At 63.7% G+C, this 22,531-nt stretch carries 23 protein-coding genes; 7 read left to right on the top strand and 16 right to left on the bottom strand.

Annotated features, from left to right (window positions below; all coding sequences use genetic code 11):
- The first annotated feature begins 48 nt into the window (after positions 1-48).
- From AC1DZU_RS09985 to AC1DZU_RS09970, 4 genes are read left to right on the top strand one after another with little or no spacing between them, the layout of a single operon-like run.
- Entirely contained in the window at positions 49-1,005 is a 957-nt protein-coding gene (locus AC1DZU_RS09985; protein WP_477284099.1) for an ABC transporter permease, read from the top strand.
- A complete protein-coding gene (gene opp4C / locus AC1DZU_RS09980) occupies positions 998-1,906 on the top strand; it encodes an oligopeptide ABC transporter permease (protein ID WP_477284097.1) in 909 nt (302 codons plus the stop codon). The genes AC1DZU_RS09985 and opp4C overlap by 8 nt, the downstream gene beginning before the upstream one ends.
- Positions 1,903-3,972, top strand: coding sequence for an ABC transporter ATP-binding protein (locus tag AC1DZU_RS09975; protein ID WP_477284095.1), 2,070 nt, complete (start codon positions 1,903-1,905; stop codon positions 3,970-3,972). The genes opp4C and AC1DZU_RS09975 overlap by 4 nt, the downstream gene beginning before the upstream one ends.
- Before the next feature lie 28 nt (positions 3,973-4,000).
- Entirely contained in the window at positions 4,001-4,897 is an 897-nt protein-coding gene (locus AC1DZU_RS09970; protein ID WP_477284093.1) for a dihydrodipicolinate synthase family protein, read from the top strand.
- 42 nt (positions 4,898-4,939) lie between these two features.
- Here the strand turns inward: AC1DZU_RS09970 and AC1DZU_RS09965 are convergent, their stop codons facing one another.
- The 9 genes from AC1DZU_RS09965 to AC1DZU_RS09925 all read right to left on the bottom strand — a co-directional run bounded on the left by AC1DZU_RS09965 (position 4,940) and on the right by AC1DZU_RS09925 (position 12,498).
- Positions 4,940-5,191, bottom strand: a complete 252-nt coding sequence (locus AC1DZU_RS09965) for a UTRA domain-containing protein (protein WP_477284225.1) — start codon at positions 5,189-5,191, stop codon at positions 4,940-4,942.
- Positions 5,188-5,643, bottom strand: coding sequence for a MaoC/PaaZ C-terminal domain-containing protein (locus AC1DZU_RS09960; RefSeq protein ID WP_477284223.1), 456 nt, complete (start codon positions 5,641-5,643; stop codon positions 5,188-5,190). Before AC1DZU_RS09960 ends, AC1DZU_RS09965 begins: the two co-directional genes overlap by 4 nt.
- Positions 5,640-6,716, bottom strand: coding sequence for a Gfo/Idh/MocA family protein (locus AC1DZU_RS09955; protein WP_477284091.1), 1,077 nt, complete (start codon positions 6,714-6,716; stop codon positions 5,640-5,642). The genes AC1DZU_RS09960 and AC1DZU_RS09955 overlap by 4 nt, the downstream gene beginning before the upstream one ends.
- A complete protein-coding gene (locus AC1DZU_RS09950) occupies positions 6,709-7,038 on the bottom strand; it encodes an L-rhamnose mutarotase (protein WP_477284089.1) in 330 nt (109 codons plus the stop codon). The genes AC1DZU_RS09955 and AC1DZU_RS09950 overlap by 8 nt, the downstream gene beginning before the upstream one ends.
- A gap of 9 nt (positions 7,039-7,047) precedes the next feature.
- A complete protein-coding gene (locus tag AC1DZU_RS09945) occupies positions 7,048-8,160 on the bottom strand; it encodes a mandelate racemase/muconate lactonizing enzyme family protein (protein ID WP_477284087.1) in 1,113 nt (370 codons plus the stop codon).
- A gap of 3 nt (positions 8,161-8,163) precedes the next feature.
- A complete protein-coding gene (locus AC1DZU_RS09940; RefSeq protein WP_477284085.1) occupies positions 8,164-9,261 on the bottom strand; it encodes an ABC transporter ATP-binding protein in 1,098 nt (365 codons plus the stop codon).
- Positions 9,262-9,264: 3 nt separating this feature from the next.
- Positions 9,265-10,131, bottom strand: a complete 867-nt coding sequence (locus AC1DZU_RS09935) for a carbohydrate ABC transporter permease (RefSeq protein ID WP_477284083.1) — start codon at positions 10,129-10,131, stop codon at positions 9,265-9,267.
- A 2-nt stretch (positions 10,132-10,133) separates the two neighbouring features.
- The gene (locus tag AC1DZU_RS09930) at positions 10,134-11,030 is read right to left on the bottom strand and encodes a carbohydrate ABC transporter permease (protein WP_095080847.1); all 897 of its coding nucleotides are present in this window, start codon (positions 11,028-11,030) and stop codon (positions 10,134-10,136) included.
- A gap of 148 nt (positions 11,031-11,178) precedes the next feature.
- Positions 11,179-12,498 (bottom strand): ABC transporter substrate-binding protein, encoded by a 1,320-nt coding sequence (locus tag AC1DZU_RS09925; RefSeq protein ID WP_477284080.1) that lies wholly within the window; start codon positions 12,496-12,498, stop codon positions 11,179-11,181.
- 168 nt (positions 12,499-12,666) lie between these two features.
- Here AC1DZU_RS09925 and AC1DZU_RS09920 point away from each other — a divergent pair, with 168 nt between their 5' ends.
- Both AC1DZU_RS09920 and AC1DZU_RS09915 read left to right on the top strand, forming a co-directional pair.
- Positions 12,667-13,452 (top strand): IclR family transcriptional regulator, encoded by a 786-nt coding sequence (locus tag AC1DZU_RS09920; RefSeq protein ID WP_184871614.1) that lies wholly within the window; start codon positions 12,667-12,669, stop codon positions 13,450-13,452.
- 64 nt (positions 13,453-13,516) lie between these two features.
- Positions 13,517-14,356 carry an amidohydrolase family protein gene (locus AC1DZU_RS09915; RefSeq protein WP_477284078.1) on the top strand — a complete coding sequence of 280 codons (840 nt, stop codon included), beginning with the start codon at positions 13,517-13,519 and terminating at the stop codon, positions 14,354-14,356.
- Positions 14,357-14,468: 112 nt separating this feature from the next.
- On the opposite strand, the gene AC1DZU_RS09910 is transcribed toward AC1DZU_RS09915, so the two are convergent.
- The 6 genes from AC1DZU_RS09910 to AC1DZU_RS09885 all read right to left on the bottom strand — a co-directional run bounded on the left by AC1DZU_RS09910 (position 14,469) and on the right by AC1DZU_RS09885 (position 20,273).
- Positions 14,469-15,599, bottom strand: coding sequence for an extracellular solute-binding protein (locus AC1DZU_RS09910; RefSeq protein WP_477284221.1), 1,131 nt, complete (start codon positions 15,597-15,599; stop codon positions 14,469-14,471).
- A 32-nt stretch (positions 15,600-15,631) separates the two neighbouring features.
- Positions 15,632-16,792, bottom strand: coding sequence for a CaiB/BaiF CoA transferase family protein (locus AC1DZU_RS09905; protein ID WP_477284076.1), 1,161 nt, complete (start codon positions 16,790-16,792; stop codon positions 15,632-15,634).
- A gap of 2 nt (positions 16,793-16,794) precedes the next feature.
- Positions 16,795-17,346 carry a MaoC family dehydratase gene (locus AC1DZU_RS09900; RefSeq protein ID WP_477284074.1) on the bottom strand — a complete coding sequence of 184 codons (552 nt, stop codon included), beginning with the start codon at positions 17,344-17,346 and terminating at the stop codon, positions 16,795-16,797.
- A gap of 391 nt (positions 17,347-17,737) precedes the next feature.
- Positions 17,738-18,745, bottom strand: coding sequence for a Tim44 domain-containing protein (locus tag AC1DZU_RS09895; RefSeq protein ID WP_477284072.1), 1,008 nt, complete (start codon positions 18,743-18,745; stop codon positions 17,738-17,740).
- Between the two features lie 72 nt (positions 18,746-18,817).
- Complete coding sequence (locus AC1DZU_RS09890; protein WP_477284070.1) at positions 18,818-19,117, bottom strand: TFIIB-type zinc ribbon-containing protein; 300 nt, start codon at positions 19,115-19,117, stop codon at positions 18,818-18,820.
- Between the two features lie 166 nt (positions 19,118-19,283).
- Complete coding sequence (locus tag AC1DZU_RS09885) at positions 19,284-20,273, bottom strand: zinc-dependent alcohol dehydrogenase family protein (RefSeq protein ID WP_477284068.1); 990 nt, start codon at positions 20,271-20,273, stop codon at positions 19,284-19,286.
- Between the two features lie 102 nt (positions 20,274-20,375).
- Here AC1DZU_RS09885 and AC1DZU_RS09880 point away from each other — a divergent pair, with 102 nt between their 5' ends.
- The gene (locus tag AC1DZU_RS09880; RefSeq protein ID WP_477284065.1) at positions 20,376-21,278 is read left to right on the top strand and encodes a LysR family transcriptional regulator; all 903 of its coding nucleotides are present in this window, start codon (positions 20,376-20,378) and stop codon (positions 21,276-21,278) included.
- A 71-nt stretch (positions 21,279-21,349) separates the two neighbouring features.
- On the opposite strand, the gene AC1DZU_RS09875 is transcribed toward AC1DZU_RS09880, so the two are convergent.
- Complete coding sequence (locus tag AC1DZU_RS09875; protein WP_477284063.1) at positions 21,350-22,519, bottom strand: substrate-binding protein; 1,170 nt, start codon at positions 22,517-22,519, stop codon at positions 21,350-21,352.
- Positions 22,520-22,531: the final 12 nt, after the last annotated feature.

Genomic DNA, 22,531 nt, shown 5'->3' with positions numbered 1-22,531 from the left:
CCCCATGACCCGCGGCCTCAAAAGCGCCTTCAGCCATAGGAGAGGCCGGTGCTAAGCTATCTCCTGCGAAAACTGCTGCTCGGCATCCCGGTGCTGTTCGGCGTCACCGTCATCGTCTTCGCCATCGCGCACGCCATGCCTGGCGATGCCGTGCTGGCGATGATCACGGCGGAGGCGCCGTCGAGCGAAGCACTGATCGCGATGCGGCGCGGCGAACTCGGCCTCGACCAGCCGCTCTACATCCAGTACCTCGACTGGATCGGCCAGATCCTGCACGGCAATCTCGGCCGCTCCTTCGTCAATGGCCGCAGTGTCGGCGAGATCATCGGCGAGCGCCTGCCGATGACGCTGGAACTGATGGGGGTGGCATTGCTCGCAGCCTTCATCATCGGCACCACGCTGGGGGTGATCTCGGCGCTCAGGCAATACCGGCTGACCGACTATTCGCTGACGCTTGGCGGCTTTGTCGGCGTGTCGATCCCGGATTTCTTCATGGGGCTGCTGCTCGTCTACGTCTTTGCACTTGAATTGCGTTGGCTGCCGTCGTCGGGCATTTCGACGGCGGGCGACAATTTCTCGCTCGTCGACAATCTCAGGCATCTGATCCTGCCGGCTGCTGCATTGGCCCTGTTCCGCGCTGCGATCTTCATGCGCTATGCCCGCGCCGGCATGCTCGAAGTTCTGAACCAGGACTATATGCGCACCGCCAAGGCCAAAGGCCTGCGGCCGAGCACGATCACGCTGCGCCACGGCCTGCGCAACGCGCTGATCCCGCTGGCCACCGTCTTCGGCCTTGCTTTGCCGACGCTGTTCGGCGGCTCGGTGGTGATCGAGACGATCTTCCAGTGGCCGGGCATCGGCCTGATGTTCATCGACGCGGTGGTGAACCGGGATAGCCCGGTCATCATGGGCTATGTGCTGATCACCGCCATCATCGTCATGCTGGCCAACCTTGCCACCGACCTTGCCTACAGCGTGCTCGACCCGCGGGTGAACTATGAGTGACATCACCGCCGCCGACGTGACTGTTGCTGCCGGCGCCTCGCGCGGCCTGTGGGGCGAGGCGGCGCGCCGTTTCCTCAATCACCGTCTGGCGACGCTTGGGCTGGTCATGCTCGCCATCATCGTGCTCGCCTGCGTGCTGGCGCCGCTGATCGCGCATTACGGCCCCAACGACATCGATCTGCGCGGCCGCAACCAGCCGCCAGGCGACGTCCATTGGCTCGGCACCGACGGCACCGGCCGCGACATCTTTGCCCGCATCCTCTATGGCGGGCGCATCTCGCTGACGGTCGGCTTCGTCGCCGTGGCCATCTCGGCGGCGATAGGTGTCTTCATCGGCTGCGTAGCGGGCTACTTCGGCGGCAAGGTCGATCTCCTGCTGATGGGCCTGATCGACACGGTTCTGACCTTTCCGCGCCTGGTCATCATCATCGCTTTCGTCGCCGTGGTCGGACCCAGCATCTTCAACACCATGGTGGTGATCGGCCTGCTCAGCTGGCCGTCCATCGCCCGGCTGACGCGCGGCGAGATCCTAGCGCTGCGCAACCAGGAATTCGTGCTTGCCGCGCGCTCGCTCGGCACCTCGCCCTCGGTCATCATCCTCGAGCACATCCTGCCCAATGTGCTGAGCCCGATCCTCGTGGCGATCACGCTCGACGTGGCGACTGTTATCCTGCTCGAGGCGTCGCTGTCCTTCCTCGGCCTCGGCGCGCAGGCGCCGGCGGCCAGCTGGGGCAACATGCTGCGCGACGCGCGCACGCTGTCGATCCTGGAGAGCCAGCCCTGGATGTGGATACCGCCCGGCGCGATGATTGCGATGGCCGTGCTCAGCATCAATTTCGTCGGCGACGGCCTGCGCGATGCGCTCGACCCGCAGCACATCATGGGCGGGGGCGTGAAATGACCGGCCTCGATATGCTCGCGGCTCGCAAGCCAACGACAGCGCCGGGACAACAACCCGTGCTCGACGTGCAAGGGCTGAGCGTCGAGTTCGGTCCAAAAGGCCGCTCCGTCTATGCCGTCAACGATGTCTCCTTCCAGCTTGCCGAAGGTGAGTCGCTGGCCATTGTCGGCGAGAGCGGCTCCGGCAAGTCGGTGACCGTGCAGACATTGATGGGCCTGATCCGCAAGCCGCCCGGCCGCGTCACTCAAGGCCGCGCGCTCTACCGCGGCCGCGATCTTCTGGCCATGCCCGACAGCGAATTGCGCCATATCCGCGGCCGCGACATCGCGATGATCTTCCAGGATCCGATGTCGTCGCTGAACCCGGTGCTGACCGTCGGCCTGCAGCTGACCGAGGCGCTGCGCGAACATCAAGGCCTGAGCCAGCCGCAAGCCGAGCGCCAGGCGCTCGACATGCTCGACCTGGTCGGCATCGCCAATGCGCCGCAACGCATGCGCGCCTTTCCACACCAGTTCTCCGGCGGGCAATTGCAGCGCATCGGCATCGCCATGGCGCTGGTCTGCAAGCCGTCGATCCTGATCGCCGATGAGCCGACGACGGCGCTAGACGTCACCATCCAGGCGCAGATCGTCGAGTTGGTCGCGCGCCTGCAAAAACAGCTCGGCATGGCGATCATCTGGATCAGCCATGACCTCAGCCTGGTCGCCGGCTTCGTCGATCGCGTCGCGGTGATGTATGCCGGCTCGATCGTCGAATGCGCGCCGGTCGATGAGCTGTTTTCGGCGACGACGCACCCCTATACGATCGGCCTGTTGAACTCGATTCCGTCGCTGACGGCGGCAAACACCAGGCTGGTGCCGATCAAGGGCGCGCCGCCCAACGTCACCCTGCCGCCGACCTTCTGCGCCTTCGCCCCTCGCTGCGATTATGCCGAGGCGCGCTGCCGCGAGGCAAAGCCGCCGCTGGAAACGGTCGGCGCCGGCCACACCACCGCATGCTGGCGCTGGCGGCAGGTCGAGCATTTGCCGCGGCCTTCGGCGGCAGCACCAGTTATCACGCGGGCTGCGGCGCAAAAGCAGGAACCGCTGCTCGTCGTTTCCAACCTCAAGGTGCATTTCCCCATCAGGCGCGGTGTGCTCAGGCGACAGGTCGGCGCCGTCCACGCTGTCGACGGGGTCAGCTTCGAGGTGCTGCGCGGCGAGACGCTGGCGCTGGTCGGTGAAAGCGGCTGCGGCAAGTCGACGACCGGCCGCGCTGTGCTGGGCCTCGAGCGGCCGAGCGCCGGCGGCATCCTGTTCGAGGGCAGGGACTATGCCGGTGCATCGGGCGAGCAGCTCAAGCAGCGCCAGCGCGACATGCAGATGGTGTTCCAGAACCCGTTCGGCTCGCTCAACCCGCGCATGACCGTCGGCCGCATCATCGGCGAGGGGCTGCGCGCCCAGAAGATCGGCACGCGTGCTTCGCGCGACGTCCGCGTCAGCGAATTGCTGGCGTTGGTTGGATTGCGGGAAGCGCTGCGCAACCGCTACCCGTTCGAGCTCTCCGGCGGCCAGCGCCAGCGCGTCGGCATCGCCCGCGCGCTGGCCGCCAATCCGAAATTCATCATTGCGGACGAGCCGATCTCGGCGCTCGACGTCTCCATCCAGGCACAGATCGTCAACCTGCTCGACGATCTCAAGGCGCGCCTCGGGCTCACCTATCTTTTCATCGGCCATGACCTGTCGATGATCCGCTATCTCAGCGACCGAGTCGCGGTGATGTATCTGGGCCGGATCGTCGAGATCGGCACCACCGTGGCGGTGTTCGGCAGCCCGCTGCATCCCTATACAGGCGCGCTTCTGTCGGCGATCCCGGTGCCCGATCCGAAGGCCGGCGGAACACGCCGGCGCATCGTGCTGGGCGGCGCGGTGCCCGATCCGTCGAAGCCGCCGCCCGGCTGCCATTTTCATCCGCGCTGCCCGATGGCGAGCGAGATCTGCACGCGGGTGACGCCCGAGGTGCGCGATTTCGGGTCGCCCGTCTCCGGGCAGCATCTCGTCGCCTGCCACCATGCCGGCACCCTATGACACTTCTGGAAAGACCGAGGATCCCTGAATGACCAAGGAATTGGCGGGCATGTATGCCGCCCTGATGACCGGACTGAGCGATGCCGGCGAGTTCGATCCGCAGCGCCAGCGCAACATCAACGACTATGTCCTGCGCCAGGGTCTGGCCGGGCTCTATGTCGGCGGCAGCAGCGGCGAATCCGGTCTGCTGACGGTGGACGAACTGCTGGCTCAGCAAGAGGTGGTCTTCGCCGGCGCGGAAAGCACCGGCACCAGGCTGATCGCCCATGTCGGCATGCCAAACCTGCGCGATTCCATGCGCCTGGCGCGGCAGGCGCAAAGGCTTGGCTACCACGCGCTGTCGGCGCTGCCGCCGCATTCCTATCCGTTCTCCGACGAAGAGGTTTTTGGCTACTACCAGGCGCTGGCGTCGGCGACGGAATTGCCGCTGATCGTCTACGAGATCCCCTTGCGCACCGGCCGGCCGTTGCCGCTCGGCTTGTTGGTCCGGCTGCTCGATCTGCGCAATGTCATCGGCATCAAATTCACCTCCACCGACCTGTTCAAATACGCGATGCTGCGCAAGCGGCAGCCGCAGAAACTGTTCTATTACGGCTTCGACGAAATCTATGCCGCCGCCGGCATGCTCGGCACCGATGGCGGCATCGGCACCACCTACAATCTGCTCGGCAGGCTGTATGTGGCGGTGGACAAGGCGATCCGGGCCGGCGACCTGGAACGGGCGAAAGCGCTGCAGATGGTGTCGCAGGACTTCGTCGAGGTGCTGTTGGAAACCGGCGTGCTGCCGGGCATGAAAGCGGCGTTCCGCGTCATCGGCGTCGACTGCGGCCCGACCCGCGCCCCGATGGCGCTGGCTGTTGCCGATGCCGAGGACCGGATGCGTGCGGTTCTTGCTCGCCCGGCGGTGAAACAGTGGCTGGCGTAAGCTGCGCCGGCGTCGACAGTGATGGTCACATAAAAGTCTGGGCTAGCCCGGATTGCGGCCTGCCGACCTGCCTGTCCGCGAAAACGACGTGCGAAGGCGATAGCGGTCGCCGGCATATCGGATCGTCGACGACAACAGCGGCCGGCCGGCCGCATCGACGATGAGCTGACGCATCACCAGAGTGGATTTGCCGGCGTCGATGTCGAGATGGCGCGCCAGTACAGGATCGGCGCCGCGCGCCTCGATCGTGGTTTCGGCGCGCGCCAGATCAACGCCGGTTGCCCTGAGCTTCAGCGCTCCGCCGGCTTGCGTTCGACGATGTAGATGTGGTCGGCCGCCAGCACCACTTCGCCGCGCTGGTTGATCACTTCGCAGCGCTCGATGACCCGTCCCGAAGCTGGCCGCTTGGGATCGTCTTCCTTGGCCGCGATGGTGGTGCGTGTGCGGATCGTGTCGCCGATGAACACCGGCTTGATGAAGCGCAGCCGGTCGTAGCCATAGGAAAAGGCGACGGGATTGACGATGGTCGCCGTCAGCCCAATGCCGATCGTGAACACCAGCGTGCCATGCGCGATGCGCTGTCCGAACGGCGTCGTCTTCATGAACTCAGCGTCCATGTGATGCGGGAAGAAATCGCCGGTATGGCCGGCATGGACGACAAAGTCGGTTTCGGTGATGGTGCGGCCGCTGGTGAGGCGCGAGGCGCCGATCTCGTAGTCCTCGAAATACTGGATCTGTTCCATCAGGGTCTTTCCGCGATCGGCGTCGCCGGTGCCGCACTCGACTGATAGGCGGCCTCGACCAGCGCCATCGTGCTCCACGCATCCTCGACCGGACTGACCAGCGTTGCGTCTTCGCCTACTGCGAAACGCTGGACATTGGCCATGCGGCCGACGAAGGCATCGGGAAACCACTCACCGGCCAAGGGCACCGCGACCCAATCCGTTCCGCCCTTCGGATAAATTTCCAGCACCTCCGGTTCGCCGCGCGGATAGTCGAGGTTGAGGCCGAGTTTGAGATAGGCCGCGCCCTCGGTGCCGCAGATGCGGAACTCGGAGGCTTGGTGCCGGCGGCCGAACCTGTGGTCGTGATTGATCGACAGCGCGCAACGCACGGTGTCGCCATAGTCGAGAATGGCGCTGGTACGCGTTTGCGCCACCGTATGGTTGGGATGGCCGAGCGTCTTGGCGTGCACGCCTCGCGGGTCGCCAAGCAGTTGACGGATCAGGTCGAGATAATGGATCGAGTGCATGGCGATCTCGACGCGCGGTGCCTTGAGCAGGAATTCCCACAGCTGCCACGGTGTCGCCAGCGCCAGCCAGACGTCGAAGTCGACGATCTCGCCGAGCCAGCCCTTGGCGATGGCGTCCTTCAGCGCCAGCATCATCGGTGCGAAGCGCGCCTGGAAATTCACCGCTGCCTGCAGTTTCTTGGAACGGCAGATATCGAGGATTGCGGTTGCCTCGGCAAGGCTGCTGCCCATCGGCTTCTGGATCAGCGCCACCGCGCCGTCAGGCAATGCGTCAAGCACATCGGCATGGCGGGAGGGCGGCGTCGCTAGGTCGAAGATCGCACCCTCGACAGTGGCCGCTTCCTCGGGCGTGCGGAAGGCTGTCACACCCCATTGGCTGGCCAGCTTTTCCGCCTTGGCGTGATCGGGATCGTAAAGCCCGGCGATCGGGAAGCTGGCTTTCCGGTAGGCGGGGAAATGCGCGTCACCGACGATCGACCCGGCGCCAAAAGTGACGATCGGCCGGGGCTTCGAGGGGTTGGGCCAGGATTGGACGAGTGAGGCAGGGTCGAAACCGCTTTCAGTCATGATGGAAGACCTCGTCGATCGCTGCCCACCATTCGCCTTCCCCGCGCGTCGCCAGCGGTTCCTGGCAAGGCATGCAGACCGACCACCATTCCTGCGTCTTCGGGTCGGCCGCCATCCTGGCCATGTCGGCCGCATAGTCGGTGCCGTGGTATTCAAAATAACTGAACAGCAGGTTCTCCGGCCGCTTCAGGTAGATCGAATAGTTCTTGATGTTGCATGCCGAGATCATGGTCAGCACGTCAGGCCAGACGGCGGCATGAAGGCGGACATACTCCTCGACCTTTTCCGGCTTCAGCCCCAGAACCATCCCCATCCGCTGCATATCAGTCTCCTATCTGGTGATCGCCGTGGTGAATTCGGCGATGCTCATGGCCTTGACCGCGTCCCAGTCCCAATCGATGCCGATGCCCGGTTCGTCGGGCGCCAGCGCCTGGCCATCCTCGATGCGCATATGCTTGCCGGTCAACTGGTCGAGCTGCGGAATGTACTCGACATAGCGGCCGTTCTGAACTGCGCAGGCAAGGCTGACATGCAGTTCCATCAGGAAATGCGGGCAGACCGGAATGTCGAAGGCTTCCGCCGCATGGGCGATCTTGAGCCAGGGCGTGATGCCACCGATGCGGCCGACATCGACCTGGACGATCGAGCAGGCGCCTTTCTGCATGTATTCGCGGAAATGGCGGATGGAATAGAGCGACTCGCCGATGGCGATCGGCGTCGGCGTCGAGTTCGACAACCGCACGTGCCCGTCGATATCGTCGGCCGGCAGCGGCTCTTCGATCCAGGCGAGATCGAGCTCGCGCAGCCTGGCCGCGCGCCGGATCGCTTCGTCGACAGAGAACCCCTGATTGGCGTCGGTCATGATCTCGTAGCCGTCGCCCACCGCCCTGCGCACCGCCGACAGGCGGGCGAGATCCTCCGAGCCGTGCGGCCTGCCGATCTTCACTTTTGAGCCGCGAAAGCCCTTGGCCTTGGCGGCCAGAGCATCGTCCACCAGCGCTTGCGTTTCGATGTGCAGCCAGCCGCCTTCGGTCGTGTAGAGCGGGCAGCGGTCCTTGGCACCGCCGGCCAGCTTCCACAGCGGCAGGTTCTGCTTCTTCGCCCGCAGATCCCACAGCGCCGTGTCGATCGCGGCGATCGCGATGGCCGTGATCGCACCGATCGTGGTGGCGTGCGTGGCAAATTCGAGATCGTGCCAGATCGCCTCGATCATGTCGGCGTCGCGGCCGAGCAGCCGCGTCGCGAGATGGTCGGACAGCAGCCTCATCACCGACGAGCCGCCGGTGCCGATCGTGTAGCTGTAGCCGGTGCCGACCGCGCCGTCGGAATCGGTGACCGTCACGATCGGCGTTTCCTGGCTGACGAAGCTCTGGATCGCGTCGGTGCGCTTGACCTTGGGCACAAGGTCCACCATCCGCAGTTCGATTTTTTCGATCTTGGCCATCAGTCAGCTCCGCAATGTCTTCCCGGTGTCGGCGGCAAACAGATGCGCCTGCGACATGTCGAGGCTCATGGCGACCCGTTCGCCCGACCTCAGTGGTCTCGGATTCAGCATGCGCGACACCCAGTCGGTGCCGTTGAATTCGACGAACACCAGCGTCTCGTTGCCGAGCGGCTCGGTGACCGTGATCGGCAGCTCGATCTGGTGGACGTCGGCGGCGCCGCCGGAACTGATGCCATGGCCGGTCGGATAGATGTCGTCAGGCCGCAGCCCGAACACCACCTTGTCGCCAGTGGCGACATTGAACTTGAACTGGCCGGGCAGCGGCAGTTTTTCGCCGCTGGCGAAAACCATCTGGCTGTCATCGATCGTGGCTTCGTGCAGGTTCATCGGTGGCGAGCCGATGAAGCCGGCAACGAAGCGCGTCGCCGGCCGCCGGAAAACCTCGTCGGGCGTGCCGACCTGTTCGATATGGCCGTCGCGCATGATGACGATGCGGTCGGCAAGCGTCATCGCCTCGACCTGGTCATGGGTGACATAGATCACCGTCGACTGCACCTTGGCATGCAGTTTCTTGATTTCGGTGCGCATCTGCGTGCGCAGCTTGGCGTCGAGGTTGGAGAGCGGCTCGTCGAACAGGAAGACGTCGGGATCGCGCACGATGGCGCGGCCCATGGCAACGCGCTGCCGCTGGCCACCGGACAGTTGCGACGGGCGGCGGTCCAGCAGCGTGTCGAGGCCGAGGATGGCCGAGGCCTCGGCGACGCGGCGATCCATGTCGTCCCTGGCCGCACCGGCGATCTTCAGAGAAAAGCCGAGATTCTCGCGCACCGTCATATGCGGATAGAGCGCGTAGGACTGGAACACCATCGAGATGTTGCGCGACCGTGGCGGCAGGTCATTGACGACGCGGCCGCCGATCTCGATCGACCCCGCGCTGATCTCCTCCAGCCCGGCGATCATGCGCAGCGTCGTCGACTTGCCGCAGCCGGAGGGGCCGACCAGTGCGATGAATTCGCGGTCGGCGATGTCGAGGTCGATGCCGTGCACGATCCCGACATTGCCGTAGCGCTTGGTCAGCTTGGTGAGGGAAACGGTTGCCATGGGTCAGCCTTTCACCGCGCCGGAGGTCAGGCCGCCGACAAGGTGTTTCTGGACGATATAGGTGAGGGTGAGCGCCGGAATGATCATCACCACGGCGAGCGCGCACATGCCGCGCCAGTCGATGGTGAACTCGGCCGTGTAGTCGAGCAGGCCGACCGGCAGCGTCTTGGCGCTCACCGAGCGGGTCAGCTGCGAGGCCAGCGCGAATTCATTCCAGCAGGTCAGGAAGGCGAAGATGGCGGCCGACGCGATGCCCGGCCCGGCGAGCGGGAACTCGACCTGCCAGAACGCCTGCCAGCGCGTGCAGCCGTCGATCTGCGCGGCTTCCGCAAGGTCCTTCGGCACCTGGCGGAAGAAGCCGTCGATCAGCCAGATCGTGAACGGCACGTTGAGCGCGACATAGGCAAGGATCAGTCCGAAATGCGTGTCGATGATGCCAAGCCGCACATAGAGGAAGAACAGCGGCAGCGACAGCGCGATGCCCGGCACCGTGCGTGTCAGCATCAGGCCGAGGAAGACGCTCGACTTCCCGCGGAAGCGGTGGCGCGCAAATGCATAGCCGCCGGCCATGCCGATGGCCACCGCAATGATCGTCGACGTGACCGAGATGATCAGCGAGTTGCGGAAATATTCGATCACCGGGATGCCGCCCTTGCCGATGCCGCTGAACATCGCGACATAGGCGTCGAACGAGATCTCCTGCGGGATCCACACCGGAGGCTTGGCCATGATCTCGACGGTCGGCCGCAGCGACGACAGCACGATCCACAGACCAGGCAGGCAGATCGTCAGCATCGCCAGGAACAGGCCGATGCGATAGACAATGCCCGTGAGCCGGCGCTTCAGGCGGGCGGAGGAATTCTCGTCCATTCTCACCACTCAGCACCGATCTGCGTGCGCGCCGCGGCGAGCTTGTTGAAGAAATAGACGGTGAAGGCGATCGACAGCAGGATCGAGAAATAGGCCATGGCGTTGGCCATGCCCATGCGCCCGTCGCTGTAGGCGGTGCGCGCCACCAGCGTCCACAAAAGCTCAGTGCGGCCCGCCGGTCCGCCATCGGTCATGATCTTGACGATGTCGTAGGCGCGCGCGACGTCGAGCGAGCGAATGGTCATGGCGATGTAGGCGAAGGGCATGACGAACGGCCACGTCACATAGCGGAAGGTCTGCCAAGGCGTGCAGCCGTCGACGCGCGCCGCCTCGATCGGTTCCTTGGGCATGGCGAGCAGGCCGGCCAGGATCAGGATGGCGAAGATCGCGGTCGACGACCAGATTTCGGCGATCGAAATGGCGATGAAGGCGAGATGGCTCTCGATCAGCCACGGTATGGCGTCCTGCGTGAGCCCAAGCGACTGCAAGGCATTGTTCACCAGCCCGATATTGTCGTTGAACATGAATTTGAATTGGAAGCCGACCAGGATCGGCGAGAACATCATCGGAAACATCATCAGCGTGCGCAGGATGCGCTGGCCGCGCGTCGCCTTCTCGACCAGCATCGCCAGGCCGAGGCCAAGCAGCATTTCGAGATTGAGCGCGATCGTCAGCAGCAGCACGGTGCGACCGAACGCCCACCAGAAATCGGTGTTGGACAGGATCGAAAGATAGTTCCTGAAGCCGATGAAGACGAAGAAAGTCTCGGGCCGCGTCAGGCGGAAAGGCGTGAAGCTGGAATAGAGCGACAAAAGCAGCGGCACCACGACAACCGCCGCCAGCACGATAACAGCCGGAAGCAGCAGCAGGAATGGCGGGGATGGCTTGAAGCCCTTCATCAAGATCCTGTGGGATGTTGCATTCAACTGTCGGTGCTTCTTCTTCGTCGAGGCCCGGGCCGGGAACTGTCATGGATCGGTTAGCGCCCCGGCAAGGCGCGATCGCCTCCCCCATCGCTGATGGGGGAGGCCGTCTTGGGAGCGATTGCTAGAGCTTGCCGGCGTCCTGGAGGATCTGCGTCGCCTTGGCGGCTGCTTCATCCAACGCCTGCTTGGAGGTCTTGTCGCCAAGGATCGCCGCCTGCAGTTCGGGATAGACGGCATTCGAGATCTCGATCCACTCAGGCGTCTGCGGCACGGCAAAGGCGTGCTTGGCTTCTTCCTGGAAGGCGGCAAGAACCTCCTTCTTGTAAGGATCGTTTGCCGCTTGCTGGAGATCCCAGTCCCACACCGCCGTGCGGGTCGGCAGCGGACCTGCGGCGGCCTCGAGCTTCTGGCTGTCCTCGTTGGTCAGCCACCACACCAGGGAAGCCGCGGCCTCCTTGTTGGGGCAGTTCTCGGTCACCGAGAAGCCGTGGAAGCCGGACCAGCCGGTGCGCTTGCCCGAGGAACCCTTCGGCGCAACCTTGACGCCGACATTGCCGGCGACCTTCGACGACTTCGGGTCGTTGAAGAAGCCGGCCCAGCCAGGCCAGTCGAGGTTGATGGCGACGGTGCCGGAAGCAAAGCCCTGGCCGAGGTCGTCCCACAAATAGTTCGTCGTTCCGGCCGGCACGGCCTTGGCCTTGTAGAGGTTGACGAACCAGTCGAGCGCCCTGATGCCGGCCTCGGAGTTGAAGACGGGCTTGCCGTCCTTGTCGAGATATTCACCGCCTTCGGCGACCACCATCTCGTAGAAACGGCCGTTGATCGCCTCTTCCTTGCCGGCGAACTGGGTGCCATAGAAATTGGGCGGGTTGGCGAAGAACTCGGCCTGGTCGGTGACTTCCTTCCAGGTGTCCGGCGGCACGAGGTCATAGCCGTATTTGGCCTTGAACTTGGTCTTGTTGTCGGCGTTCTCGTACAGGCTCTTCTGGTAGTAGAGCGCCGAAACGTCGAACTGCGCGCGCGGCAACATCTCCAGCTTGCCGTCGATGGTTGCCGACTTGATCGTCGAAGGCACGAAAGCGTCGATCTCTGCCTTGGGCAGGAGCTTGCTGAGGTCGGTGTAGAGGCTCGTATACTGCGGCGCGAACGACGAATGGTTCCAGCCGACGCACCAGTTGGTGCTGCCCGAGGCGATGTCGGATTTGAGCTCCTTGTCGATGTCGAAGCCGTTCTTCTTGGTCAGGATGTTTACCTTGGCGCCGGTCAGCTTCTCCCATTCGGGGATGCGCTCATAGAGTTTTTCATATTGCTGGCCGCCGATCAGCTTGGCGTCGATGGTGACGCCTTCGAACTTGCCGGGCAGGTCGCCGGCAAGGGCCGTGCCTGCACCGAATGCAAGCAACAATGCGCCGGCGGACACGCCGGAAAGCAGTCTGTTCATTGGTATCCTCCCTTGGTGCGCCTCAGAGGCGACTGCAACTCGTCTGATGACAAGAAGTGCCACATTCATATACAAACAAAATATTCACGGGTACGTCAAGGCGAAATTTGTTTCCGTCGGCCGCGTTCCTGCGTATATGAAGAATCGAATTCACTGGAGAGATGCGCCATGGATGACAGCGAAGACGAGCGCTATCGCGCGCCGGCGCTTGACAAGGGGCTCGACATCCTCGAACTGCTGGCGGGCGTCGACGGTGGCCTGACACAAGCCGAAATCGCCAAGAAACTCGACCGCAGCCCCAACGAATTCTATCGCATGCTCGACCGGCTGGTGCGGCGCGGCTACGTCACCCGGTTGGATGGCGACCGTTATTCGCTGACGCTGAAGCTGTTTGGCCTGGCGCAACTGCATGCGCCGGTGCGGCGGCTGGTTTCCTACGCCACGCCGCTGATGCGCGAGCTGGCAGAGACATCGCAGCAGGCCAATCAACTCGTTGTTTTTGATCGTGGTTCCGCCGTTGTGATCGCCCAGCAGGAGGCACCGAATTACTGGGGCATCTCGATCCGCGTCGGCTCACACATTAGCCTGTTCGACACCGGTTCGGGACATGTGTTGCTCGCCTTCCGCTCACAGGAAGAGCGGCAGATGATGATTTCCGAGCACGTCCGCAGCACCGACAAGACGGCGCAGTCGGCCGAGTTCTTCGCCAGGCTCGACCAGATACGCGACCGTGGTTACGAGATGATGGCTTCGATGCAGACCGCCGGTGTCTTCAACCTGTCGGCCCCGGTGCGCAGTTCCGATGGCAAGGCGATCGCGGCACTGTCGATTCCCTACATCACCGTCGTCAACGCGCCCTCCGCGCCAGACATCACCAGGACCATCGAGCTGTTGCTGGTCACGGCCGAAAAGCTCTCGCACCTGGCAGGATCGGCGGTCGGCTCGTCGACATGAATTCTTATTTGAATGAAGAATTCCTCCGTGAGATGATTTGAGCAGCCAAAGAGGAGGAGCCAAAGTGATCATCGACACCCATCTGCATCTCATCGATCGTTCGGTGCTGCGCTATCCCTGGCTTGCCGGCGTGCCGGCGCTCAACCGTGATTTTTCCTACGAAGAATACGCCGTGGAGGCCCACCGCGTCGGCGTCGGGCGCGTGCTGCATATGGAGGTCGACGTCGATCCAGCGGACATCGAAGCCGAGACTGATCGCGTCGAAGGGCTGTCGCGGCAGCCTGGCAGCATGCTGGCCGGTGCGATCGCGTCCTGCCGGCCGGAAGAAGCAGACTTTGCAGCCTATCTCGACCGGCAACGGGCAAATCCCTTCGTCAAGGGTTTCCGCCGCGTCCTCCATGTCGTGCCCGACGAACTCTCGGAAGGCGCTCTGTTTCGGGACAACATCAAGCGGCTTGCCGGCACCGGCCTGACCTTCGATCTGGTCGTGCTGCCGCACCAGATTCCCAAGGCGATCGCGCTTGCCGACCTGGCGCCCGATGTCCAGTTCGTGCTCGACCATTGCGGCGTCCCCGATATCAAGGGCAATGGCGAACCTCCATGGCGCGAACACATGAGCGAGATCGCGCGCCGCCCGAATGTCATGGCCAAGATTTCCGGCGTCGTCGCCTATGCCGATCCCGGCAGTTGGACGGCCGGGACGCTCCGGCCCTATGTCGAACACACCATCGATGCGTTCGGCTGGGATCGCGTCGTCTGGGGCAGCGACTGGCCGGTCTGCACGCTTGGCGGCGGCCTCTCGACCTGGGCGGCGGCGACCCATGCGCTGCTGTCAGGCTGCAGCGTCGATGAACGCGACAGGCTCTTGTTCGCGAATGCCCGCAAGCTGTGGCGGCTCGATTAGAGCAAGTCCAGGAAAAGTGTGAAACGGTTTTCCGTCCGGAATTGCGTCAAAACAAAGTGTTAGAGTGGCTCGCCGTTTCCGTGAAACTGTGAATTGCTCTAGCCGGGTTCGTTCACGCTCCGGACACCTGCGCCGGAGCACTCTCCCGGAACAGGCGATTAACATCGGCAACGACCTGGCCAGCCCGGTGCCTGGATGTCAGGCCGGCGACGATGCGGTCGGACGCCGCCTGCTGGAATGCCATGTAACCATCATGGCGCGGCCGCACCCATGCGCCTTCCAGCGTCACGCGCGTGCCGCGATAAAAGTTGCCGGTCGCGGCGTTGACCGTCTGATCTTCCCACGCGGCGGCGTGGCCGGGCTGGCCGCCGGCGGCGGCATAGGCACCGCGCTGGACATCGCCACTGGCGACCCAGTAGGCGAAGTCGATCGCTGCATCCTTTGCCTTGGAAAAGGCTGAAACCGCTATGCCGGTGCCTCCAAGCGCCGAACCGATGGGACCGCCGGCGCCGATGACCGGGATATCGGCGAAGGCCAAGCGGTGCGGGCGGAACCCAGCCGTCGCATAGGAGACGTAACCATAGATCAGCGGCGCGCAGACGATTCTGGAATCCGTCTCTGCCATGCGCTCCGAGACGGCGATCGGATCCATGTCAAAGCAGGCCGGGTCGACCAGTGCCGCGATCTCGCGCATAGCCTCGAAGACGTCGCTGCCGGTCTCAATGTCGATGAGATCGTGGGAGGGATCGGTCGCGCAGGCATGACCGAGATTGCTGGCAAGCGTGTAGAAGACCATCAGCGCGTGGGGCGGCCGCAGCGGCAACAGCACGCGGCCTTGCCGAGCGAGGTCGAGCACCTCGCTCCAACGCGATGGCGGCGCATCGAGCGCATCCGGACGCCATGCCTGGACCTGGCTGGCCGCATCGATTGGGAACGCCCACTGCCGCCCCTGCCAGCTGTAGCTCGGATAGGATTTTCCGACGCTGCCCGAGGCAAGGGCTGCGCGCTCCGCCTCGCGGCCGGCGACGTCGAGCGGCTCGAGGCAGCGCTCCGCCGTGATCTGGCCGACATGCGGATGATCGACGACGATGAGGTCATAGGCCCGCGCCAGTTCCTCGACCGGGAAGGACTCGAAATCCTGCAGCGAACGCTTGTCCCATTCTATGGCAACGCCGGACTTCTGTTTCCACAGCGACGAGCAGGCGACCATCGGATCGTAGCCGCGCGGATGGCTCCAGGTCATGCCCCTGAGGGCGGGCACGGGCGTGGGCAGGCTCACAGGCCGAACTCCTCGCGGATTGCAGCACTGTGCTCGCCGATGCGCGGTGCCGCCCGGTCGACCTTGGCTCTGATACCATCGACCCTCAGTGGCGAACTGGTGGTGAGGATCGAGACGTCGTCCTCGCGCGTCACCGTCTGCAGCATGTCGAGCGACTGGAACCCTTCGCTTGCCAGCATTTCCGGCCAGGTCAGCACCTTGGCGCACCAGATGTCCGCCGGCTCCAGGATATCAAGCCACTCGTCGATGGTCTTGGTGGCGATCCTTTGTGCGATGATCGTCTTGATGTCGTCGCGCGCCGTGAACCACGATGCCGGCTTGTCGCGATAGGGCGCCAGTTCGCCGAGCGACAGCAGGTCGCCCAGCTTGGGGATCGGCGTCATGGCGATGGCGAGGTAACCATCCTTGGCCGCGTAAACGCCGTAAGGCGCCGAGAGATAGGCATGCGCGCTGCGGAAGCTGGAGCGCCGCGGCAAGCGGCGGCCGTCATTGAGATGCGTGGTCAGCACCTCGAACTGGAAATCGACCAGCGCTTCCAGCAGGCTGGTTTCGATATGGCTTCCCTGGCCGGTGATGCCGCGCCGCACAAGCGCTGCCAGGATGCCTTGCGCGCAGGCGGCACCCGCGAGCATGTCGCCGATGGCGAGGCCAAACGGCACCGGGCCCTGGTCCTCGTCGCCGTTGAGCCACATCACACCGGAGCGCGACTGCGCCAACAGATCCTGGCCGGGTCGCTTGACCCATGGGCCGTCCTCGCCATAGCCGCTGATCGAGGCATAGACCAGCCGCGGGTTGATCTTGCGGACGGCCTCGTAGTCGAGACCCAGCCGCTCGATGACGCCCGGCCGGAAATTCTGGATCAGTACATCGGCCTTGGCCAGGAGGCCGCGCAGCACCTTGAGATCGGCCTCGTTCTTGAGGTCGATGGCAAAACTTTCCTTGGCCCGATTGATGGCGTGGAAGATCGTCGAATCGCCGCCGATCTCGGTGTCGCTGAGATAAAGCCGGCGCGACAGGTCGCCGCCATCCGGACGCTCGATCTTGATGACGCGGGCGCCGAGGTCGAGCAGCCTGAGCGAGCAGTAGGGCCCGGACAGGAATTGGCTCATGTCGACGACGACGAGACCGGCTAGCGGCAATTCGGCTGCTGCCGGCATCGCTATTTCTCCGTCTTGCCGACGAAGTCGGCCGGGTTACGGTACTTCACCGTCTGCAGATGCTCGCAGTAGAGAACGAGCTCACCTTCGCCCTTGAACACCTCGTAGCTGGCGCGGATCAGCCCCATCTCCTTGTAGCGCGGCTGCTTGTCGAGGTTGGAGCGGATCGAATAGATCGTGTCACCAATGAACACGGGCTTTATGAAACGCAGCCTGTCGTAACCATAGGAAAAGGCGTTGATACAATTGGTGGCGACCAGTCCCAGGCCAGCCGAAAAAACGAAAGCACCGGCGATCAGCCGCTTGCCGAAAATGCCTTCCGTCTCGGCAAACATCTGATCCTGCACATAGGGGTGGATGTCGAGCACCAGCGTGTTGAAAAGGTGGCTGTCGCCTTCTGCCATGGTGCGCCGCAATGAGCGGATTTTCTGGCCGACCGGCCAGTCCTCGTAAAACCAGTTTTCGGCATTCCACACCGGCAGGGCGGCGTGCTCCTCGGGCATGTTGGCGGGGTGCGTCGAGGCGACGCCGACGGTGGGCGCGAAATCGTTCATGGCCGGCTCCGCCGGCCCTGTGGCGGGCACCGCAGAGGTGCTGGAGCACGCATCAAAGCGCCTGAAAGCACGACGTTTCCTCCGGTCAATCTTCTTTTGTAAATAGTATTTTCACATATGGGGCTGCGTTGCAAGCATGAACAGGCGAAATCTTGGCCGTTCCCGCGCGCCGAAGCGCCGGCGGGCAGGGGAGCAAACAATGCCCAATGCCTGTCTGGTATTTATCGGCCGCTTGAATCGTGAGGTGCCGTATTTTCAGGGCGCGATGCCGACGGCGGCATGCTGACCGGCACCGGACGGGCCATCGAGATCGGCACGCCGGTGTGCGTCAAGAACGTGCGCTGAACGCCCGCAACTACTGTCGAAGCCCCGGAACAAAACTGGCCGGGGCTCAAGCCTGTTGGATTGCCGAGAGCTTCCAACTCGAGCCATTCTCACGCATGAATGTCCACAACTCGGTCGTCTCTGTCGGATGCTCACCGTCGCCCTCGACGACCTTGCCGCTGGCCCGTTCGCGCATCACGTCACGAGACTCGTAGCGCAGTGCGGCGGTGGCGTAATCGCGGTCATCCTCGCGCCAGCTTTCCGCGATGTCGGCCTGCAGCAAAGTGATGTCCGATACGTCGTTCCTGAGACCTTTCTGGGCATTGTCGGCCAGCTCTTCGGACAGATAGGACACCATCTCGGGGGTCGTCGCCCGGCGCAGGGCGGCATGGTCTTCACGCCCGAATGCTTCCTGGACGTCAGTCAACAGCTGCTGGAATGCGTCGAGGTCGGTCTGAGCTAGCGTAATCTCCTCGGAACCGGTGGCTGGAGAGCCTCCGCCGGAACCGCCGCCAAAGCCGGGAATGGTGAAGGAGCGTTGAGTGTCCGCCTGCTGCTGTGGCGTCGCGCGGTTCTCAAATCTCGAACCCTGGGCATTGGAAGCCTGGGCATTGCCTGCACCGGCCAGTGCCGAGGCAGGGCCGCCCGCGGATTGCGAGCGGAAAAAGCGAATGGCCAGCATGATTGCGCCACCTATCAGCAGGGCCTGAAGCAGGAAACCGAACATGCCGGCCAGGCCGCCGAAGCCTTGGCCGACGAGCAGGCCGATCAGGCCACCGAGCAGCAGGCCGCGCATCATCGTTCCACCGAAACCGCTCATGAAGCCGGGCCTCTCCAACCCGGCCTGCGGTTGCCGTGCCGAAGTGTTCACGCCGGTGTTGGGCGTCATCGAACGCTCGACCGGAGCGATCGGCGCTGGTGCCGTTCTGGTCGGCGATGCCGATTGGAACGTACGCGTGCCACGACTGCCGAAACTGCCGCCGCGACGAGCCTCGGCGTGATCCATCGCGACCATGGAGAATGCAAGCAACAGCCCTGCAAAGAGGGCGGCAAATCGACTTGTGCGAGAAGTCATCGGGATTGGCCTTTATCGATGTGGTTTTCGGAAATCTTCAGCAAACCCGCCAGGGTACCGGGCGTCATGCGGTCAATCGAACAACTCTTCGAAGAATGATTTCTTCCGCTTCGGATAGCGGTGGCCCTGCGAGCGGGAATAATCGTCATCGCGCCCTTGGCCATGTTGCGGCTGGGAGAATGCTCCCGGCTGTGGCTGTTGCACAGGCGCAGCGTCCCTGCCGGAACGCTCGATGATCTTGTCCAGTTCGCCGCGATCAAGCCAGACGCCGCGGCACTGCGGACAATAATCGATCTCGATCCCCTGGCGTTCGCTCATCACGAGCGCGACGCGGCAGGAAGGGCAAACCAAACCAAGGAGGGAAGATGTCATGAGGGGCTCCAAACCAAAAAAGAATGAGCCCGCTTGACCGCAAAGAATGGAAACGGGCCCGTTACAGCGGTCCGACATCACGATCGCCAAAGAAGCGACAGTCAGAGGGGCCCGGCCCGCACAAGGCAATTAGGAATGCAGAGGCGCGCCTTCAAGGGATTGTTGCTCAAACCGTCACCACAATCTTTCCGAACTGCCGGTTCGATTCCAGGAAGCGATGCGCCTCGACGATTTGCTCGAACGGGAAAGTTCTGTCGATGATCGGCCTCAGCGCGCCGGTCCCCAGACCTTCGAGGATGAACGCTTTGGCCGCTTCCAGCTTCGCCGGGTTGCCGGTGATCTCATGGACGAGATAACCGCGCAGCGTCAGCGTCTTGGCCAGCACGGCGAACAACGGGAACGGCGTCGGCTCCGGGCTGAGGCCTCCATACTCGATGAGAATGCCACCCCGCGACATCGCCGCCGTCAGCGGCTCGAAGATCGGGCCGCCGGTCGCATCGAACACGACGCGCACGCCTTGCGGCCCGGCGATTTCATCGAGCCGTGCGGCCAGATCCTCCTCTGTCGCCGCCACGACGTAAGCCGCACCGGCATCGAGCAGGGCCTGCTTCTTGGCCGATGTCCGCGTCACCGCAATCGCGGTGGCGCCAGTCCTGTTGGCGATCTGGATCGCGGCAAGCCCGACACTGCTCGATGCCGCGGTGATGACGACCAAATCTCCGCTGTGCAGCCCGGCGATATCGATCAGCGCGCCATAGGCGGTGAGATATTGCATCCAGACCGCCGCCGCCATTGGCCAGTCGAGCGAGGGCGGGTGCTTGACGACGAGCCCGGCGGGATAGGTGACGAGCTCGCCATAGGCGGGCCAGCGGGTCATCGATTGCGGCGGGATGACGCTGACGCTGTCGCCTGGCACAAAATCCGTCACACCTTCGCCCACCGCCTCGATGATGCCCGCAGCCTCTAGGCCAAGCCCCGAGGGCAGCGTCGGCGTCTCGATATAGGCACCCGCGCGCAGCAATGCCTCGGCGCGATTGAGGCCGAATGCTTTGACGCGGATTTGAACTTCGCCCGGCCCCGGTCCGGGAAGCTCGACATCCTCGATGCGCAGGACCTCGGGGCCACCATGCTGGTGGAAGCGAACAAGACGTGCCATTCGGGTTACTCCAAATTATCTGAACCGAATGAGCTATGCATACAAGATTATCGGCGATAAATGGCTATGCAGGCAGAACAGTAGAAACCAGGAGTTCCGAATATGGATCGGCTTGAGAGCATGGCCGTGTTTGTCAGGGCGGTCGACCTTGGCTCGTTCGCGGCCGCGGCGGTCGCGCTCGATCTATCCGGACCGATGGTCGGCAAGCATGTCCGGTTTCTCGAGGAGCGGCTGGGGGTGCGGCTGCTCAATCGGACCACGCGCCGGCAGAGCCTGACCGACTTCGGACGCGCCTATTATGAGCGCTGCCGGGTGGTGCTGGCCGAGGCCGAAGCCGCCGATGCGCTCGCCGCCGACCAGTTTTCCGAACCGCGGGGCAAACTGCGCGTCACCATGCCGGCACATTTCGGTCGCCACTGCGTGACACCCACACTGCTGCGGCTGGCGCGGCAATATCCGATGCTGGAACTCGACCTGTCGCTCAGCGACCGCTTCGCCGACCTTGCCGAGGACGGCTATGATCTTGCCATCCGCACCGGCGCTCTGGACGACAAGGCAGGGGTGATCGCGCGTCGTGTCGCGCGCCAGGGCATGGTCGTCTGCGCAGCACCCTCCTATCTCCAACGCCACGGCGAACCGCGGCGGATCGAGGATCTCGCCGACCATCAGGCCATTGTCTACCGCCGGCTCGGCCAGGTCGTTCAGCCGTGGCTGTTCGTGCGCGACGGGCAAGCCGCGCAGGAGTTCATACCGACCGGCCGGCTGAGGCTCGACGATCTCGATGCCATCGCCGATGCCGCTGCCGAAGGCATGGGCCTTGCCTGGTTGCCCTATTGGCTGGTGCGCGAGCGCATTCAGGCCGGCGCGCTGGTGGCGCTGCTGCCGGATCAGCCGCGATATCTCTACGACTGTCACGCACTTTGGCTGCAGACGCCGCATCTGCCGTTGAAGGTACGGCTGGCAGTCGATGCACTGGCCGCCGCTTTGCCGAAATCGATGGCCTGATCGCAAGCGTCGCCGTCGGACGTCTGCGCGGCTCAGGCTACCTTGCGGTGCCTGAGCCGGGCAGCTTTTCACTACAATTTGCAGTAAGGCGTCACCGGCGCGATGACGCCGAAATCCTTAGCGATCTCGTAACCGATGCCGTCTGCCGCCGCCTTGCCGACATAGGAATGGCAGAGCGTGTGGTTGTTGGTGGCGTCGACGCGGATCTTGCCTTGCGGTGCGTCGAACTCGATCGATGGCAATGCCGCCAGCACATCGTCGTCCTTCAGCGATCCGGCCTTCTCGGCGGCCAGCGCGTAGAGATGCAGCCCATTGTAGCCGGCCTCGCCGATGCCGTTGACCATCTTCTCCTGGCCGAACTTTTCGCGGAAGCTCGAGATGAACTTCTTGTTGACCGGATTGTCGAGCGCCATCCAGTAGGGCTGCGGCGCGTAAGTGCCGGCCGCCACGCCGGCTGGCAGCGCGTCCTTGTTGAAGACCTCGTCGAGCGGCGCGATCAGCGGCTGCTTGATATCGAAGCTGCGATACTGCTTGAGCTGGGTGACGGCGTCGTTGCCGACCACCATCGACCAGACGACATCGGGCTTCAGCGACTTGATCTTCTGGAATGCCGGGCCGAAATCCGTGGTGCCGAACGGATAGTAGTCTGCGCCGATGATCTTGCCGCCGGCCTTCTCGTAGGCCGCGGTGATCGCCTCGGTCATCTTCTGCGGCCAGGCATAGTCGGAGGCCATGACATAGATCGTCTTGCCGAGGTTCTCGGCTACCCAGGGCATCATCGGGTCGACCTGCTGCATCGGGATCGGGCCGGTGGCGACGAAGTAGCGGTTGCATTCGCCGCCTTCGAAATTGGTCGGGTAGAAGAACAGCTTCTTGGCCTTCGAGGTGACGGACAGCGTCGCGCTGCGCTCGGGCGAGATGATCGTGCCCATGATCACGTCGACCTTGTCTTCGTTGAGGAGCTTGCGTGCCTTGTCGATCGCGCCCTTGGTCGTGGTCTGGTTGTCCTCGATGAACAATTCGACCTGGCGGCCGCCAATGCCATTGGCGGCGTTGAGTTCGGCAGCCGCCAGCTTGTAGCAATTGAGCAGCGTCTCGCCGAGGATCGCCTGCAATCCGGTGACCGGGATCGAAAGGCCGACCTTGACGGTGTCGGCGGCGCGCAGGATCGACGGCGCGCCAACCATGGCGAAGGCGGCCGCGGCGCCGCCCGATTTCAGAACAGTTCTTCTGCTTATCATTTTTGTGTTCCC

The organism is Mesorhizobium sp. P2_A12, assembly GCF_056405075.1.
This window is presented reverse-complemented; position numbering and strand designations above follow the sequence as displayed.

Coding starts and splice junctions, on each gene's coding strand:
- AC1DZU_RS09945 (WP_477284087.1), bottom strand. CDS start 8,160: ATGGCCAAGATCGAAAAAATCGAACTGCGGATGGTGGACCTTGTGCCC.
- AC1DZU_RS09875 (WP_477284063.1), bottom strand. CDS start 22,519: ATGATAAGCAGAAGAACTGTTCTGAAATCGGGCGGCGCCGCGGCCGCC.
- AC1DZU_RS09920 (WP_184871614.1), top strand. CDS start 12,667: ATGGATGACAGCGAAGACGAGCGCTATCGCGCGCCGGCGCTTGACAAG.
- opp4C (WP_477284097.1), top strand. CDS start 998: ATGAGTGACATCACCGCCGCCGACGTGACTGTTGCTGCCGGCGCCTCG.
- AC1DZU_RS09955 (WP_477284091.1), bottom strand. CDS start 6,716: ATGACTGAAAGCGGTTTCGACCCTGCCTCACTCGTCCAATCCTGGCCC.
- AC1DZU_RS09900 (WP_477284074.1), bottom strand. CDS start 17,346: ATGAACGATTTCGCGCCCACCGTCGGCGTCGCCTCGACGCACCCCGCC.
- AC1DZU_RS09910 (WP_477284221.1), bottom strand. CDS start 15,599: ATGACCTGGAGCCATCCGCGCGGCTACGATCCGATGGTCGCCTGCTCG.
- AC1DZU_RS09895 (WP_477284072.1), bottom strand. CDS start 18,745: ATGACTTCTCGCACAAGTCGATTTGCCGCCCTCTTTGCAGGGCTGTTG.
- AC1DZU_RS09930 (WP_095080847.1), bottom strand. CDS start 11,030: ATGAAGGGCTTCAAGCCATCCCCGCCATTCCTGCTGCTGCTTCCGGCT.
- AC1DZU_RS09940 (WP_477284085.1), bottom strand. CDS start 9,261: ATGGCAACCGTTTCCCTCACCAAGCTGACCAAGCGCTACGGCAATGTC.
- AC1DZU_RS09935 (WP_477284083.1), bottom strand. CDS start 10,131: ATGGACGAGAATTCCTCCGCCCGCCTGAAGCGCCGGCTCACGGGCATT.
- AC1DZU_RS09905 (WP_477284076.1), bottom strand. CDS start 16,792: ATGCCGGCAGCAGCCGAATTGCCGCTAGCCGGTCTCGTCGTCGTCGAC.
- AC1DZU_RS09975 (WP_477284095.1), top strand. CDS start 1,903: ATGACCGGCCTCGATATGCTCGCGGCTCGCAAGCCAACGACAGCGCCG.
- AC1DZU_RS09890 (WP_477284070.1), bottom strand. CDS start 19,117: ATGACATCTTCCCTCCTTGGTTTGGTTTGCCCTTCCTGCCGCGTCGCG.
- AC1DZU_RS09950 (WP_477284089.1), bottom strand. CDS start 7,038: ATGCAGCGGATGGGGATGGTTCTGGGGCTGAAGCCGGAAAAGGTCGAG.
- AC1DZU_RS09880 (WP_477284065.1), top strand. CDS start 20,376: ATGGATCGGCTTGAGAGCATGGCCGTGTTTGTCAGGGCGGTCGACCTT.
- AC1DZU_RS09925 (WP_477284080.1), bottom strand. CDS start 12,498: ATGAACAGACTGCTTTCCGGCGTGTCCGCCGGCGCATTGTTGCTTGCA.
- AC1DZU_RS09885 (WP_477284068.1), bottom strand. CDS start 20,273: ATGGCACGTCTTGTTCGCTTCCACCAGCATGGTGGCCCCGAGGTCCTG.
- AC1DZU_RS09970 (WP_477284093.1), top strand. CDS start 4,001: ATGACCAAGGAATTGGCGGGCATGTATGCCGCCCTGATGACCGGACTG.